13 protein-coding genes and 1 other RNA gene are annotated in these 15,139 nt (G+C 60.6%); 3 read left to right on the top strand and 11 right to left on the bottom strand.

Annotated features, from left to right (window positions below; all coding sequences use genetic code 11):
* Positions 1-21: 21 nt before the first annotated feature.
* The 3 genes from AB6V08_RS10675 to AB6V08_RS10685 all read right to left on the bottom strand — a co-directional run bounded on the left by AB6V08_RS10675 (position 22) and on the right by AB6V08_RS10685 (position 4,978).
* Positions 22-3,114, bottom strand: coding sequence for a beta-galactosidase (locus AB6V08_RS10675; protein ID WP_368542636.1), 3,093 nt, complete (start codon positions 3,112-3,114; stop codon positions 22-24).
* A 103-nt stretch (positions 3,115-3,217) separates the two neighbouring features.
* A complete protein-coding gene (locus AB6V08_RS10680) occupies positions 3,218-4,288 on the bottom strand; it encodes a LacI family DNA-binding transcriptional regulator (RefSeq protein ID WP_368542637.1) in 1,071 nt (356 codons plus the stop codon).
* Positions 4,289-4,366: 78 nt separating this feature from the next.
* A complete protein-coding gene (locus tag AB6V08_RS10685; protein ID WP_368542638.1) occupies positions 4,367-4,978 on the bottom strand; it encodes a YitT family protein in 612 nt (203 codons plus the stop codon).
* 86 nt (positions 4,979-5,064) lie between these two features.
* Between AB6V08_RS10685 and AB6V08_RS10690 the strand changes: the two genes are divergently transcribed.
* On the top strand, positions 5,065-6,486 hold the full coding sequence (locus tag AB6V08_RS10690) for a PLP-dependent aminotransferase family protein (protein WP_368542639.1): 1,422 nt from the start codon (positions 5,065-5,067) through the stop codon (positions 6,484-6,486).
* 141 nt (positions 6,487-6,627) lie between these two features.
* On the opposite strand, the gene AB6V08_RS10695 is transcribed toward AB6V08_RS10690, so the two are convergent.
* The 3 genes from AB6V08_RS10695 to ffs form a co-directional block, all read right to left on the bottom strand.
* A complete protein-coding gene (locus AB6V08_RS10695; protein ID WP_368542640.1) occupies positions 6,628-6,843 on the bottom strand; it encodes a hypothetical protein in 216 nt (71 codons plus the stop codon).
* Positions 6,840-7,091: a hypothetical protein gene (locus AB6V08_RS10700; RefSeq protein WP_368542641.1), complete on the bottom strand. Its 252-nt coding sequence runs from the start codon at positions 7,089-7,091 to the stop codon at positions 6,840-6,842. The genes AB6V08_RS10695 and AB6V08_RS10700 overlap by 4 nt, the downstream gene beginning before the upstream one ends.
* A 264-nt stretch (positions 7,092-7,355) precedes the next feature.
* Positions 7,356-7,452: signal recognition particle sRNA small type (ffs, locus tag AB6V08_RS10705), an RNA gene on the bottom strand.
* A 179-nt stretch (positions 7,453-7,631) separates the two neighbouring features.
* Here ffs and AB6V08_RS10710 point away from each other — a divergent pair.
* Entirely contained in the window at positions 7,632-7,967 is a 336-nt protein-coding gene (locus AB6V08_RS10710; RefSeq protein WP_368542642.1) for an MGMT family protein, read from the top strand.
* 34 nt (positions 7,968-8,001) lie between these two features.
* Here the strand turns inward: AB6V08_RS10710 and AB6V08_RS10715 are convergent, their stop codons facing one another.
* Positions 8,002-8,532, bottom strand: coding sequence for a YbaY family lipoprotein (locus tag AB6V08_RS10715; RefSeq protein WP_368542643.1), 531 nt, complete (start codon positions 8,530-8,532; stop codon positions 8,002-8,004).
* 203 nt (positions 8,533-8,735) lie between these two features.
* On the opposite strand from AB6V08_RS10715, the gene tesB reads away from it, so the two are divergent.
* The gene (gene tesB, locus AB6V08_RS10720; RefSeq protein ID WP_368542644.1) at positions 8,736-9,596 is read left to right on the top strand and encodes an acyl-CoA thioesterase II; all 861 of its coding nucleotides are present in this window, start codon (positions 8,736-8,738) and stop codon (positions 9,594-9,596) included.
* An 89-nt stretch (positions 9,597-9,685) separates the two neighbouring features.
* Here the strand turns inward: tesB and amtB are convergent, their stop codons facing one another.
* The 4 genes from amtB to AB6V08_RS10740 all read right to left on the bottom strand — a co-directional run bounded on the left by amtB (position 9,686) and on the right by AB6V08_RS10740 (position 15,115).
* Positions 9,686-10,972: an ammonium transporter AmtB gene (gene amtB, locus AB6V08_RS10725; RefSeq protein ID WP_368542645.1), complete on the bottom strand. Its 1,287-nt coding sequence runs from the start codon at positions 10,970-10,972 to the stop codon at positions 9,686-9,688.
* Positions 10,973-11,007: 35 nt separating this feature from the next.
* A complete protein-coding gene (gene glnK / locus AB6V08_RS10730) occupies positions 11,008-11,346 on the bottom strand; it encodes a P-II family nitrogen regulator (protein ID WP_008503304.1) in 339 nt (112 codons plus the stop codon).
* 222 nt (positions 11,347-11,568) lie between these two features.
* The gene (locus AB6V08_RS10735) at positions 11,569-13,350 is read right to left on the bottom strand and encodes a SmdB family multidrug efflux ABC transporter permease/ATP-binding protein (RefSeq protein WP_368542646.1); all 1,782 of its coding nucleotides are present in this window, start codon (positions 13,348-13,350) and stop codon (positions 11,569-11,571) included.
* A complete protein-coding gene (locus tag AB6V08_RS10740) occupies positions 13,343-15,115 on the bottom strand; it encodes a SmdA family multidrug ABC transporter permease/ATP-binding protein (protein WP_368542647.1) in 1,773 nt (590 codons plus the stop codon). Before AB6V08_RS10740 ends, AB6V08_RS10735 begins: the two co-directional genes overlap by 8 nt.
* Positions 15,116-15,139 lie beyond the last annotated feature (24 nt).

Here is a 15,139-nt window from a genome sequence, read left to right on the forward strand (position 1 = left end):
GAACGCTGGCCGCATGATTCGTTAGCGGGCGTTCTGGCTCCAGCTAAAGGCGTACCGCAGCCTGCGGTTTTGCAGGATAAATTCCGGGGACACGCTCGGGCTCCAGGAATCATCGCCCCCCACGCCCATGTGGAAGGCATCCAGATTCAGCCAGCAGCCCGGCTCCTCGCACAGCAAATGCCAGTGGCTGGTTTCACGCAGCTGCCGCTGGCCGTAGCGGCTGACCGCAAAGTGGAAATCCCCGGCAAGCCGATGTGGCCCGAACGCCAGCTCGCGGGTTTCGCAGCGCAGGCCGTTTTCCGTCGGGAAGATATAGGGAGTCTGCATGGCGTCCAGCGGCAGTTCCCAGCGCCCCTGCCGTGCGGCAAGCTTACGATCCGGATAGTTCTCATGCGGCCCGAGCCCCAGCCAGCGCACGGTATCAGGCGCGTGCGCAAGCTGGCACGTCAGGCCGATTCGCGCAGGCTCGGGAATATCCGTCGCCACCTCGACCTGCACGTCACCGTGCAGCACGCCGTGGCCGTCGACTCGCCAGGTTTTACGGCTCACGAACAGCGTCTTGCCCTGATATTCCCAGACATGCTGCGTGGTCACCACCGCGCTCTGGCCCTGCTGCTCCGCGTCGCACTGCAGCAGGCGGGCAGATAAATCGTACATCCCCACCGCTTTCCAGCGCTCGACCCAGGCGTTCGGGTCAACGCGCGTGGCTTCGCTCACGCCGATGTCATTATCCAGCGGCGCGCGGGTAAAGTTATCCTCCAGCGGCGACAGCAGCGTTTCTGCGCCGTCGTTCCACCACTGCGTCAGGTTCCCGGTGCTGCGGTCAAAGCACCAGCGCTGGTGCTGATGGCTAATCTCAACCCCGGCATCGCCGACCGTTAACCGCGGCGCGACGCCAGCCGCCGGGGCGGGCGCGACGTACAGCGGCGCTGCGAGCGGCCACTGGTGCCAGGCGCAGCGATGGTTTGCCGGCGACCACGGCGTCGCGCGGGTCTGATACACCTCGACGTTCAGCCAGGCTTCTCCCGGCAGTGGCTTCAGCTCGGGCAGCGCAATCTCCAGACGCTGCGTCCCCTGCGGCGCAATGGAAAGCGCCGTTTCTCCGCTCGCCAGCACCTCGCCGTCCCGGACAACGGACCACGTCAGGTGCTCGTTGTCGGTCGGGCGGAACAGATAGTCGCTGGCTATCTCAATCACCAGCGGAGAGTCGCTCACCCGGGTAAAGGTGAAGAACTGCTGCGCCCGCTGGGCTTCATACAGCGCCGGATGCGGCGTGCGGTCGGGGAAGACCAGACCGTTCAGGCAGAACTGTCGGTCGTTAGGCTTGTCGCCAAAATCGCCGCCGTAGGCCCAGAAGGCATTTCCCGCGTCGTCTTTTTTGGTCAGCGCCTGGTCGACCCAGTCCCAGACAAATCCGCCCTGCAGGCGCGGATGGCTGCGAAACGCCTGCCAGTATTTGGCAAAGCCGCCAAAGCTGTTGCCCATCGCATGGGCGTATTCGCACAGGATCAGCGGACGCGTTTCATCCGGCATCCCGATCCACTTTTTGATTGACCATTTCGGCACCGCCGGGAAAGGCTGATCCTGATCCACCCGCGCGTACATCGGGCAGACAATGTCGGTCGCCGCCGTGTTGGCGCCGCCGCCCTCGTACTGCACCGGACGCGTCGGATCGGCTGTTTTCAGCCAGCGATAGAGCGCATCGTGGTTCGCGCCGTGCCCCGATTCGTTCCCCAGCGACCAGATGACGATCGACGGATGGTTGCGGTCGCGCTGCACCATGCGGGTCACGCGTTCACTCATCGCCGGAAGCCAGCGGGGATCGTCCGCCAGGCGGCTCATCGGCACCATGCCGTGCGTTTCAATATTGGCCTCGTCCACCACGTACAGGCCGTAGCGATCGCAGAGCCTGTACCACAGCGGATGGTTGGGATAATGTGAGCAGCGCACGGCGTTGAAGTTGTGCTGCTTCATCAGCTCAATGTCCCGGCGCAGGGTGGCCTCGTCCATCACCTGCCCGTTTTCCGGGTGATGCTCGTGACGGTTCACACCGCGGATCAGCAGCGGTTTGCCGTTGAGTTTGAGCAGGCCGTTGCTGATTTCCACTTTGCGGAAGCCAACGTCGCAGGCCTCGCATTCCACCACCTGCCCCTGCGCGTCAATCAGCGCGATGGTCAGACGATAGAGCGCAGGCACTTCTGCGCTCCACAGCGCGGGCTCAGCCACGGGCAGCGACACCGTCAGGCGCTCATCCCAGCCGCCGCGCTCGTCCACCGTGTCCGAGCCTGCACGCCGGGTGGCGCTGGCGCACTTCTCGCCGTTGCGCCACAGCGCGATGGCCACTTCACACTCCGCGACATGCGTTCCCGCCAGCGCGACATCAACCCGCAGCGTGGCGCGATCCAGTTCGGCATTCAGCTCGGTCACGTAGTGGTAATCCGCAATCTGCGTGTCGGGCTTGTGCAGCAGCGTGACGTCCCGAAAGATGCCGCTCATGCGCCACATGTCCTGATCCTCAAGGTAGCTGCCGTCGCACCAGCGCAAGACGATCACCGCCAGGCGGTTTTGCCCCGGCCTGAGCACGCTGCTGAGATCAAACTCCGCGGGCAGACGGCTGTCCTGCGAATAGCCAATCCAGCAGCCGTTACACCACAGGTAGAACGCGGAGTTCACCCCGTCAAACACGACGCGGGTTTGTCCGCTCTTCAGCCAGGCGTCGTCTACCTCAAATGTGAGCGAGTAACAACCCGTTGGATTTTCTGCCGGAACGAACGGCGGATTCACGGCAAACGGATAGGTGACGTTAGTGTAAATCGGGGTGTCGAAGCCCTGCATCTGCCAGTTTGACGGCACGGGCATCGGGACGGCGTCGGCGCAATCCTCCGTGACCCACGCCGACGGAACCTGCTCGGGGGCGGAGAAAAAGTTAAAGCGCCATTCGCCGTTCAGGGAGCGCCTGCTGAGAGATTGCGCGTCATCCCTGGCCGCGCGTTCATCACGCCAGCTGTGAAACGGCGCGTGCGCCGCCAGACGGTTGCATTGCGTTACGCCGGGGTTTTCCCAGTCCCGACGAGCCAGAAGTGCGCTGAGAGTCAGCGGCGATGTGGTGGACATATAAACCTCTTTGCGAAGCGCTCACAATTTTAGTCAACATGCCCAGAAAAAGAGCGGCGGTAAAGCAAAGGATCGTCGCGAAGCGAGTCAGATCACAAAAGTCTTATTGCCGCGCAAGCTGCTCCGCCAGGATCGCCAGGCTTTTTAGCTGCTGCGCCAGATCTTCACGGCTGGCCTGCTGGCCGGTGCGGCGGGCGGTGGAGTGGCGGGTTACCAGCGTTACCGGAAGCTGCTTTTGCCAGCACGCGTCCGCGGAGGACGGGGCCAGCAGCCATTCAACGCTTTGCTCCCCGGCCTCGCGAAACGCCTGGCGTACCGTGGTGAGCGGCGGCGAAAACCAGGCGCTGTCCGCGGTATCGTCAAAACCGACCACCGAGATCTGCCCCGGCACCGCGATGCCTTTTTCCGCGCAGGCGCGCATCACGCCGAGCGCCATTTGATCGTTCGCCACCAGGATGGCGTCCGGCAGCTCCGCCCCGGATAAGAGCTGATGGCCCTTTTCGTAGCCGGAGGCCGCGCTCCAGTCACCCGACTCTTCCCCGGCAGGCGCAAGCCCGGCGTCCACCAGCGCGCGTTGCCAGCCCGCCCGTCGCGCTCTGGCGGAGACGGAACTTTCCGGCCCGCTGAGCAGCGCAATGCGCCGATGGCCCAGCGCGAGCAGGTGCTCCGCACCCAGCCGTGCGCCCTGCGCGGCGTCAAACACCAGGCTGTTCACCTTCGCCTCCGGGGAGACATCAAGAAACAGCACCGGCACGGGCGAGGCCAGCGCCTTGAGCTGCGCGGCTTCGCTCTCTTCCAGCGGCACGTTCACCACCAGCGCTTCGACGCGCTGCGCCAGCAGCTCCTGCACCGCCGCCTGGCAGCGCTGGGGGTTTTCAACCATCGAAATCAGGACGCTCGCGCCCTTCTCTACCGCGCGGGTTTTGACCGCAGAGGCAATCTGCGACGGGGCGTGAAGCGCCAGATCGGTCGTAATCAGACCCAGGGTGCGGGTGCGTTTACCCGCCAGCTGCTGCGCGCCGCGGTTGGGCACGTAGTGCAGTTCCGCCATGGCCTGCTGCACCTTTTCCCGCGTGCGGGCGGAGACATGCTCCGCATCGTTAATCACGCGGGAAACGGTCTGATAAGAGACTCCGGCGAGGAGGGCAACGTCATAAAGAGTGATAGCTTTCATGCTTTCCGGCACCGCAACAAATGATGCCGGATATTCTGGCACAGAGCGGCCAGCTTTACATGTGAGCGCTTCGCAAAATTAAACAACGCGCTCAGGCTGGGGGATTTTTTCCACGCGCGGCTTCTGGCGGAACCAGGGTAAACAGATCTGGATCAGCGGGCCGATGGTTAACGCGTAGAGAACCGTACCGACGCCAAAGGAGCCGCCGAGCACGATCCCAATCAACAGCACCGACACCTCAATGGCGGTACGCACGCTGCGGATCGACCAGCCCAGTCTTGCGTGAATTCCGGTCATCAGTCCGTCGCGCGGGCCGGGCCCGAAGCCTGCGCCGATATACATCCCCGTGGCTATCGCGTTGACCACAATCCCCGCCACCAGCAGCGCGACGCGCAGGGGCAGCGAGGTCATTTCCGGGATCAGCGCCATGGTTGCGTCTGCCGCCAGGCCAATACAGATGACGTTACTGATCGTGCCGAGGCCAGGAAGCTGGCGCAGCGGGATCCACAGCAGCAGCACCGCGGCTCCGGTCAAAATGATCACCGTACCAATGCTCATTCCGAGCTGGATGGCCACCCCAAGGTGAAAAACGTCCCACGGATCGACACCCAGATCGGAACGTATAAACATCGCGGTTGAAAGGCCGTACAGCCCCAGACCGACATAAAGTTGTACCAGACGACGCAGCATTTTTTTGTTCTCCGATGAACCAGGCTTTCATCTTCGGTGAAAATGGTCTTATGATTAATGTCCAGTTTTTAAATAGTGGACTGCATATGTCATCTCGTCGTTTCGGAAGTCAGTCATTGGTACGCCTGATGGGCCACTGGCAGCAGGCCTCGTCCCGCACGCCGCTTTGGCGACAGCTGGCAGACGCGCTGCGGCTGTTGATTCTGGACGGCAGGCTGGCGCTCAACACGCGTCTGCCGGGCGAACGCGAACTGGCCTCTGCGCTGGAGGTTAGCCGCACCACCATCAGCAGCGCGCTGTCGCACCTGCGGGACGAGGGATATCTCGAGAGCCGTCACGGCAGCGGATCGCGGGTGATCCTGCCCGACGCCCGCGCCGTGCCGACTCTTTCAGCGGCCAGCGCGGCGCTCGATCTCTCCACCGCCGCGCTGAACGCCGGGCCGGAAATTCACCAGGCGTACACCCACGCGCTGACCGCCATCACGCAGCACCTGTCGCTCACGGGATACGACCAGCTCGGATTACCGGCGCTGCGGGAAGCCATTGCCGCGCGCTACGCCGACCGCGGCCTGCCGACCCGCGCCGACGAGGTGATGGTTGTGAACGGCGCGGTAAGCGGCCTGGCGCTGGTTCTGCGCATGATGACCGGCCCGGGGGATCGCGTGGTGGTTGACCATCCCACCTATCCGCTGGCGATTGCCGCCATTCAGGGCGCCCTGTGCCGCCCGGTGGGCGTTTCGCTCCCGCAAAGTGGATGGGATACCGACGGCTTTGCCGCCACCCTCGCGCAAACCGCGCCGCGTCTGGCCTATCTGATGCCGGATTTTCACAACCCGACCGGGCGCTGCATGGACGCGGCGACCCGCCAGGCGATAACCGATATTGCCGCGCAGACCCGCACCACGCTGGTGGTGGATGAAACGATGGTCGACCTCTGGTTTGACGCGCCGCCTCCCCCGCCGCTGGCGTCGTTTAACCCGGACGCGTCGGTGATAACGCTCGGTTCAGCGGGAAAAAGCTTCTGGGGCGGCCTGCGGCTGGGCTGGATCCGCGCCTCGTCGCGCACCATCGCCACCCTCGCCCAGACCCGCGACACCCTGGATTTAGGCTCACCGATGCTGGAACAGCTGGCAACGCTGTGGCTTATCGAAAATAGCGGCGCGTTTTTACCCGCGCGCCGGGCGATGCTGGCCGAACGCCGCCGCCGCTGCAGCGAGCTGCTGCGGGAACATTTCCCGGAATGGACGTTTCAGGAGGCAGAGGGCGGGCTTTCGTACTGGGTTGAGCTGCCGGGCATGCTGGCGACGCAGCTTGCGGCGCGCGCCGAAACGCAGGGGATCAATCTTGGCACCGGAACACGCTTTGGGCTTTCAGGCTCGTTTGACCGCTATCTGCGGATGCCCTTCACCCTCGACCCGGCCGAGCTGGAGCGCGCGCTGCTGAGGATAAAACCGCTGTGGGCGGCGCTGAATAAGACAGCCTCGCCGGTCAAACGCAGCCTGGTTTAGTGTGAGAATGATAAAAGCAAAAAGTGAAAACTTTATCGGTTACATATTAAGCCGTGATAATAATCACAGATAATAGCGGCAGGAAATAAATAAAAACTGCTGACTGTAATTATGCAGTCAGCAGTTTTCACGGGGCGTCTGTCAGTGCTGAGGAGGAATAGGGAAACCCTTAAGCGATATAACGAAGCTTTCGCCTTCTTTCTTTATTTTTGCGCCCGTATCACACCAGTCAGACGCAATTCGAAAGAACTCATCACTGCCGACATTCCAGCCAAGACGGACGTGTTTAACATAGCCTGAGCGTAACAGATTGCAGGCCTCGTTGTAGTCGCTGGCGGTTGACGATTGTTGTTTCATTTTCTCTTCTTCAGAAGTTTACGTAGAGCCTTGATTTCTTTAGGAGTAAAAGGAGAAACACTCTCTTCTTCCGTATGCTGGTTATCAATATCCTCTTCCGATACTCCCGCCTCTTCTACCGCTTCGAATGCCAGCTGCAGAAGTTTCTCCGTGGTCACGCTTAAATTTTCATTATTCACTTCAGCGTAATGGCGAAGTTTTTCTTTTAGCGCTTCGTCAATCTTAACGTTTAATACCGCAGTAGCCATGGTTATTACTTCCCTTCGGAATAAGTTCTTTATTTAATACACGAAGTTAACGTTCTAATCCAGAGTTATATTTTTTGCTTATGACGGAAAAAAGACGTCCAATAATAAAATGACAGTCTATTATTACAGGTTTATGACATTACTATTTCAGCTTAATGAATGATATATGACATATCGCATTACGCATATTATTTATGTGGAATTACGCGGGGAAAATAAGTTTTGAAGTCAGGCGTACTGGCGGACTGCAGAAATGGGTGGGGGCCCTGCCAGCTACATCCCGGCACACACGTCGTCTGCCCTGGCTGCTTCCTTCCGGACCTGACCTGGTGAACAGAGTAGCGTTGCGGGAGAACCAACAGAGCCCCCATTGAGAGCGTTGTTAACCAACGCGCTGGCGCATTATCCCTGTGCTGTCCGGCAATTGCAAGCCGCCAGCGACCGGATGACGGTTTATTGCACAACCCCGGACTTTTGCCTGAATCTTCACAATCATCATGCGGTCGCCTATCCTGTGGTTTTCCCTATCTGGAAAGCCAAATGGACTCTTACGACCCCATCCCTGAACCGGTGCCCGACTCCTTCCCCGTGCGGGTCTGGCAGATTGTCGCCTCAATACCCGAAGGCTACGTGACAACCTACGGCGACGTTGCCCGTCTGGCGGGCTCACCGCGCGCGGCGCGTCAGGTGGGCGGCGTGTTAAAACGGCTACCGGAAGGCAGCACCCTGCCCTGGCATCGGGTGGTCAATCGCCACGGCGCGATTTCGCTTACCGGGCCGGATCTACAGCGTCAGCGTCAGGCTCTTTTATCAGAAGGGATACAGGTGTCGGGGTCGGGGCAGATTGATTTGCAGAAGTATCGGTGGGTGTACTGACGTCCTCCCCGTCAGGAGAGGACACCTTAACGTGTTACAGCTGGGTTGGTGGCGTAGCAGGCATCGCCGGCTGGTTCGTCTGCGGCGCGACCGGCACGGCGGTCTGCTGCACGGGAACCAGATTCAGGTCAGCTTTTGTCCCGCCGTTGTTGATCACTTCCTGCACCGTATCGGTGATAAAGACCAGCTTATCGTTGATCGTTACCGCGGCGCTCAGGAGGATACGGGCGTTAGGCTGAACCTCTGAAGGGGTATACGGCAGCACGAAGCTAAACGGCGCCTGTTTACCTTCAGTTCGAACCGCTCGCTGCGCCAGCACTTTAGACGGCGCATCTGCCAGCGAAGCATCAGACAAGGTAACCGTTAATACCGCGTCCGGCGGCAGGGCAACTTTCTGGCGGATCCAGATGGTACCGGAAACATTAGGTTGCTGAATGGCTTGCTGTGAAAGGGTATTAATCCCATTAGGATCTGCAGCGGGCACCGGCACCGGGGCGCTCTTTCCTGCACAGGCGGACAACGCCACCGCAATGGCAATACCACTAAGCATAGGCACGAGTTTCATTGAAGTCTCCTTATCATCAATGCACCAGCGGGATCGATCCCATCCGATGTCGTTTACATTCATTTAACGAAACAAGTGTGGCACAAATCACTGATTAATGCCTAATTTCATGCCGATATTCAGACTAATCTACCCATCCGACCACTTTCATTTCTGCGTTATACTCTGCGTATCTTTCGCTACGGCGTTTATTGAGGACGACTATGAGTCAAGCACTGAACAATCTGCTGACATTGCTGAACCTGGAAAAAATTGAGGAAGGACTTTATCGCGGACAGAGCGAAGATCTGGGCTTGCGCCAGGTCTTTGGCGGACAGGTCGTGGGGCAGGCGCTGTATGCCGCCAAAGAAACCGTTCCGACGGATCGCCTGGTTCACTCCTTCCACAGCTATTTTCTGCGTCCGGGCGACAGCGCCAAACCGATTGTTTACGACGTCGAAGTACTGCGCGACGGCAACAGCTTTAGCGCCCGCCGCGTGGCCGCAGTCCAGAACGGCAAGCCTATCTTTTATATGACCGCCTCCTTCCAGGCGCCGGAGCCCGGCTACGAGCATCAAAAAGAGATGCCGCCCGCACCATCGCCGGACGAGCTTAAATCAGAAACCGATATCGCACGGGCGCTGGCCCACCTTCTGCCACCGCAGGTAAAAGAGAAGTTTCTGTGCGACAAGCCGCTGGAGATCCGCCCGGTGGAGTTCCATAACCCGATGAAAGGCCATACCGCCGAGCCGAAGCGCCAGGTCTGGATCCGCGCCAACGGCACCGTGCCGGAGGATTTCCGCGTCCATCAGTACCTGCTGGGCTACGCCTCAGATTTCAACTTCCTGCCGGTTGCCCTGCAGCCGCACGGCGTGGGCTTCCTTGAGAAAGGGATGCAGGTGGCGACCATCGACCACTCCATGTGGTTCCACCGTCCGTTTGATATGAACGACTGGCTGCTCTACAGCGTGGAGAGCACCTCGGCGTCAAGCGCGCGAGGGTTTGTGCGCGGTGAGTTTTATACCAAAGACGGCGTGCTGGTGGCGTCGACGGTTCAGGAAGGGGTAATGCGGAATCGGGGATGATGGTGTGCGGCCTGATGCCCTCACCCTCTCCCACGGGGAGAGGGTGCAAACACCAAAACGGCAATCAAAGGTTGCCGTTTTGCTTTTACTTAGGCGTTATACGCATTCTCGCCGTGGCTGTTTACGTCCAGCCCTTCGCGCTCTTGCTCTTCCGGCACGCGCAGGCCAACCGTCATGTCCGCCAGTTTGTAGCCGATAAAGGCTACCACGCCAGACCACACCACCGTGATGGCAATACTTTCAAGCTGCACCAGCACCTGGTGAACCATGGTCACGCCTTCCGCGTAGCCAACGCCGCCGAGGGATTTCGCGGCGAAGATACCGGTCATGATACAGCCAACGATACCGCACACGCCGTGAACGCCGAATACGTCGCAAGGGTCGTCAACGCGCAGAATGCGTTTCAGCGCCGTCACGCCCCACAGGCCCGCCAGACCGGCCACGATGCCGACAAGCAGCGCACCGCCCACGCCTACGTAACCACACGCTGGGGTAATCCCGACCAGGCCCGCAATGGCACCGGAACACGCGCCCAGCAGCGACGGCTTACCGCGAACGGCCCACTCGCCAAATACCCAGGAGAGGATCGCGCCCGCCGTTGCCACAACGGTATTCACGAACGCCAGCGCCGCGATTTCGTTAGCCGCGCTCGCTGAACCGGCGTTAAAGCCGAACCAGCCGAAGTAGAGGATAGCCGTACCGGTAAACACCATCGGCAGGTTGTGCGGTTTGAAGGCTTCTTTGCCAAAGCCCACGCGTTTGCCAATCAGGTAAGCACCCACCAGGCCCGCAACCGCGGCGTTGATGTGTACAACCGTACCGCCCGCGAAGTCCAGCGCACCGTGAGCGGCCAGCAGACCACCGCCCCACACCATGTGGGCAATCGGCACATACGAGAGCGTCAGCCAGACCACCACGAAAATCAGCACCGCGGAGAAGCGAATACGCTCGGCCAGCGCGCCCACAATCAGCCCCACGGTGATGCAGGCAAACGAGCCCTGGAACGCCACGTGGATGTACTGGTAGAAGCTGCCCATCAGCGCGGTCAGCTCGATATTTTTCAGCATCGCCCAGTTGAAGTTGCCGAAGAAGGCGTTGCCTTCGCCGAACGCCAGCGAGTAGCCGTAAACCACCCACAGCACGCACACCAGCGCAAAGGTCACGGCAACCTGGGTCAGCATGGAGAGGACGTTTTTGCCGCGGATCAGGCCGCCGTAGAACAGCGCAATGCCCGGAATAGTCATAAACAGCACCAGCGCGGTGCAGATCATCATAAAGGCGTTATCGGCTTTGTCTGCCACCGCAGGGGCAGCCATTGCCAGGCCCGGCAGCAGCGCCAGCGAACCCAGACCCGTTTTGATTGTTGCTATCTTCATTTTCTCGATCCCTATCACTGTGTGCCAGGAGTTACTTACAACGCCGCTTCGTCGGATTCGCCCGTACGGATACGAATGACGCGCTGCAGTTCGGCAACGAAAATTTTGCCGTCGCCAATTTTGCCCGTGTAGGCCGCTTTGCTAATGACATCAATCACTTCATCAAGCTGATCGTCAGCGATAGCGACGTCAATCTTCACTTTAGGCAGGAAGTTAACGCTGTACTCCGCCCCGCGATAAAGCTCGGCATGACCTTTCTGACGACCAAAGCCTTTCACTTCGGTGACAGTCAGTCCCTGAATACCCATGGAAGACAAGGCTTCACGCACGTCTTCAAGTTTGAATGGTTTGATTACAACCGTAACCAGCTTCATAAATCCCCTCCAGTCAGAATTCGGTAAAGGCCGCAGCTAACACGTCAGAGACATTGCAAGGGGTGTGCCAGAATTGAAAAAGAGGGGAAAATGCGGCTCGCTGAGCGTCATCGGGGCGTTCGTGACCGCATGGCGAAAAAAAACGCACCATGGCAGTGCAGGGTGCGTTTCGGTGTTGCACCAACAGCTGTGACTGTTAGCGCATTGCCTGTTTTTGGTGCATCAGGCGCTCAGGGACTCTTCCTCGCGCGCACTCGCGGCCAGCTCTTCGCCCGCCAGCTGCAGCTGATACATCTGCCAGTAGCGCCCTTTCGCCTCAAGCAGCTGGCGGTGCGTACCGCGCTCAACCGCCTGTCCGCGATGCAGCACCAGGATGGTATCCGCATCGACGATGGTGGAAAGACGGTGGGCGATAACCACCAGCGTGGTGCGATCGCGCACGGAGGCCAGTGCCTCCTGAATGGCCTGCTCGGTGCCGGAGTCAATGCTCGCCGTCGCTTCGTCGAGAATGAGCACCTGCGGCGTGTCGATCAGCACGCGCGCCAGCGCCAGCAGCTGCTTCTGCCCAACGGAGAGGTTATTCCCCTGCTCCCCCAGGCGAGTATCGATGCCGTCGCTCAGGCCCCGCGCCAGCTCCGCCAGCTGAACTTTTTCCAGCACGTCCCAGACCTGCTCGTGGGTAAAAGGCCGCCCCAGGGTGACGTTAGCGTAGAACGAATCCGCGAGCACGACCGGATCTTGCTGCACCATCGCCACGCCTTTGCGCAGCGCGTCGTGGCTCAGGGACGACAGCGGACGACCGTCAAGGCGGATCTCCCCCTGGGTTAACGGGTAATAGCCCATCAGCAGGCTGGCAAGCGTGCTTTTCCCGCTCCCGGTGTGCCCCACCAGCGCCACAAACCCGCGCGAAGGCACCTCAAGGCTGATGTCCTGCAGCACCAGACGATCGTCCCGATAGGCAAACGAGACATTATCAAACGCGATAGCGCCGCTTTGCAGCGGACGATCGTCGTTGCCGTAGGTCTGACGCGGCCTGTCCATCAGCTCGAAGACGCGCTCCCCGGCGACCACCGCCTGCTGCAGCATGGATTGCTGAGTGGTGAGCTCAATCAGCGGCTCGTTCAGACGACCGAGATAGCTGATAAAGGCATACAGCACCCCGACTTCAATCGTCCCGTTTGAGGAGAGACCAAACAGCATCAGCAGGCCGCACAGCACCAGCGCCGAGAACAGGCTCAGCAGCGGGCGCAGCAGGAACCCGTCCAGACGCAGCGTCTGCATTCGCGCCATGTAGTGCGAGCGGCTGGCCTCGCCCATACGCTCGCCAAAGCGCGCCTGCTGGCGGAACTGCTGGATCACGCTCATGCCGTTGATCACTTCGTTGAAGCCATCGTTGATATCGGCCAGATAGGCGCGCACCCGGCGCACGATCGGCGTGCTGTAGCGCTGATAGACAATCATGACGATCAGCACCGCTGGGAAGATGGTGATTGCCACCAGCGCCATGCGCCAGTCGAGGCTGAACATTGCCACCAGCATGGCGCCCACCAGCGCGGCGCTGCGCAGCACCGTTGCCACCACCGTGACGTAAAGATCGCGGATCACTTCGGTATCGTTGGTCACGCGGGAGATCACCTGCCCAACGGGCTGAGTATCAAATTCGCTCAGCGGCTGGCGCAGCGCGGCATCCATGACGTCGGTACGCAGCTGCTGCACCACGCCGACGGCGGCGCGGTTAAACAGCAGCGACTGCACGTAATGCAGCGATGCCGCCAGCAGCTGAAGCCCCACGTAGGCCACGGCCAGCCCCGCCACCAGCCCCAGGGGCAGATAGCGCTTCGCCACCATGTTGTCGATGAAATAGCTAATCAGCAGCGGGCCGGTCACTTCGGCAATGGCGGCGATCCACAGCAGCAGCACCGCAAGGGAGAGCGGCTTGCGCCAGGGTGAACCGTAGGCCAGCAGGCGCTTAAGCGTTGGCCAGAGCTGTCCAAACTTACGCATTTGCAGCCTCCTCATCCCGTTCCGGCGCGTCGTCGAGCGCCGCTTCAAGCTGCTGATAGCGATACATATCGCGATACCATCCGGGCTGCTCCGCAAGCTGCTCGTGCTGACCGCGCTGGGCGATATGCCCGTGCTGCATGACCAGGATTTCACTGGCCTCGGTCAACGCCGACAGACGGTGCGCGCTGATGATCACCGTGCGCCCTTCGCCCCACTGGCGCAGGTTGTGCAGGATCTGGTGCTCGGTACGGCCATCGACCGCCGAAAGCGCGTCGTCGAGGATCAGGATTTCGGCATTCAGCAGCAGCGCGCGGGCAATGGAAATACGCTGCTTTTGACCGCCGGAGAGCATCACGCCCCGCTCGCCCACTTCGGTTTCATAGCCCTGGGGCAGGCGCAGAATATCGTCATGCACGCTGGCTAAGCGCGCCACGTGCTCGATCTCGTCCTGGGTAGCGTTCGGGTGGCCGAGCGCGATGTTGTTGGCAACGGTATCCGAGAATAAAAACGGCGTCTGGCTGACCACCGCCAGGCGGCTGCGCCAGTCGTCCAGCAGCAGCTGCGTCAGCGGCACGTCGTGGAAGCGAATATCGCCCTCGGTGACGTCAAAGTGACGCTGGATAAGCGACAGCACGGTGCTTTTGCCCGCGCCCGTCGGGCCGCAAATGCCCAGCATCTGGCCCGGCTCCAGCGTGAAGTTCACGTTTTCGAGCACCTTGTGTTCCGTCTGCGGATAAACAAAGGCGCGGATATCCGCCTTCATCACTCCACGCCCTGGCGGCACGGCTTCGCTGCCGTCGTTGACCACCGGCGCTTCGGAGAGCATCGCGCGAATACGGCTGTACGCCGCGCTGCCGCGCTCAACGATGTTAAACATCCAGGCCAGCGCCAGCATCGGCCAAATCATCAGCCCGAGATACATCGCAAAGCTGGTTAGCTGGCCGAGCGTCAGCGTGCCCTGCACCACCATCCAGCTCCCGCCGCCGATAGCCAGCAGGTTTGCGGTGCCGATGGCGATATAGATCGTCGGGTCGAACCGCGCATCAATCCGCGCGACGCGCATGTTTTTCGCCCCGGTATCCGCAGCGTCCGCGGCAAACTGCGCGGACTGGCGGTCTTCCAGACCAAACGCTTTGATCATGCGAATGCTGGTCATGCTCTCCTGGGTACGGTCGTTCAGCGCGGAGAAGGCCGCCTGCGCGAGCTTGAAGCGCTCGTGCAGCTGTTCACCGTAGCGGTTGATCGCCAGCGCCATCAGCGGCATCGGCAGCAGCGCCAGCAGGGTCAGCTGCCAGCTTATCTGGGTGGACATGACAATCAGCACCGCGCAGCCCATCACCAGCGAATCCACCAGCGTTAACACCCCTTCCCCGGCGGCAAACACTACGCGATCTACATCGTTGGTGGCGCGGGCGATTAAGTCCCCGGTGCGGTGGCGAAGGTAAAACTCAGGGTGCTGGCGGCTCAGCTGGCGGTAAAAATCTTCGCGCAGCTCAACGGCGAGCTGATAGGACGCGCCGAACAGCAGCACGCGCCAGACGTAGCGCAGCAGATAGACAATCACCGCCGTCAGCACCAGCGTGCCAATCCACATCATCACCCGTGCGGTGGTGTAATGCTGCTCGGTGACGCCGTCCACGACGTACCCCACCACCTTCGGCGGGATCAGCTGCAGAATGGCAATAATGATAAGCAGGAATACGGCGCCGAGATAGCGTTGCCACTCCCGACGAAAGTACCAGCTTAGTTGGGCAAATAATCGCACGCGGTATTTTCCTGAAGGTATTGT

It is taken from the genome of Enterobacter soli (assembly GCF_964208575.1).
Lineage (GTDB): Bacteria > Pseudomonadota > Gammaproteobacteria > Enterobacterales > Enterobacteriaceae > Enterobacter > Enterobacter soli_A.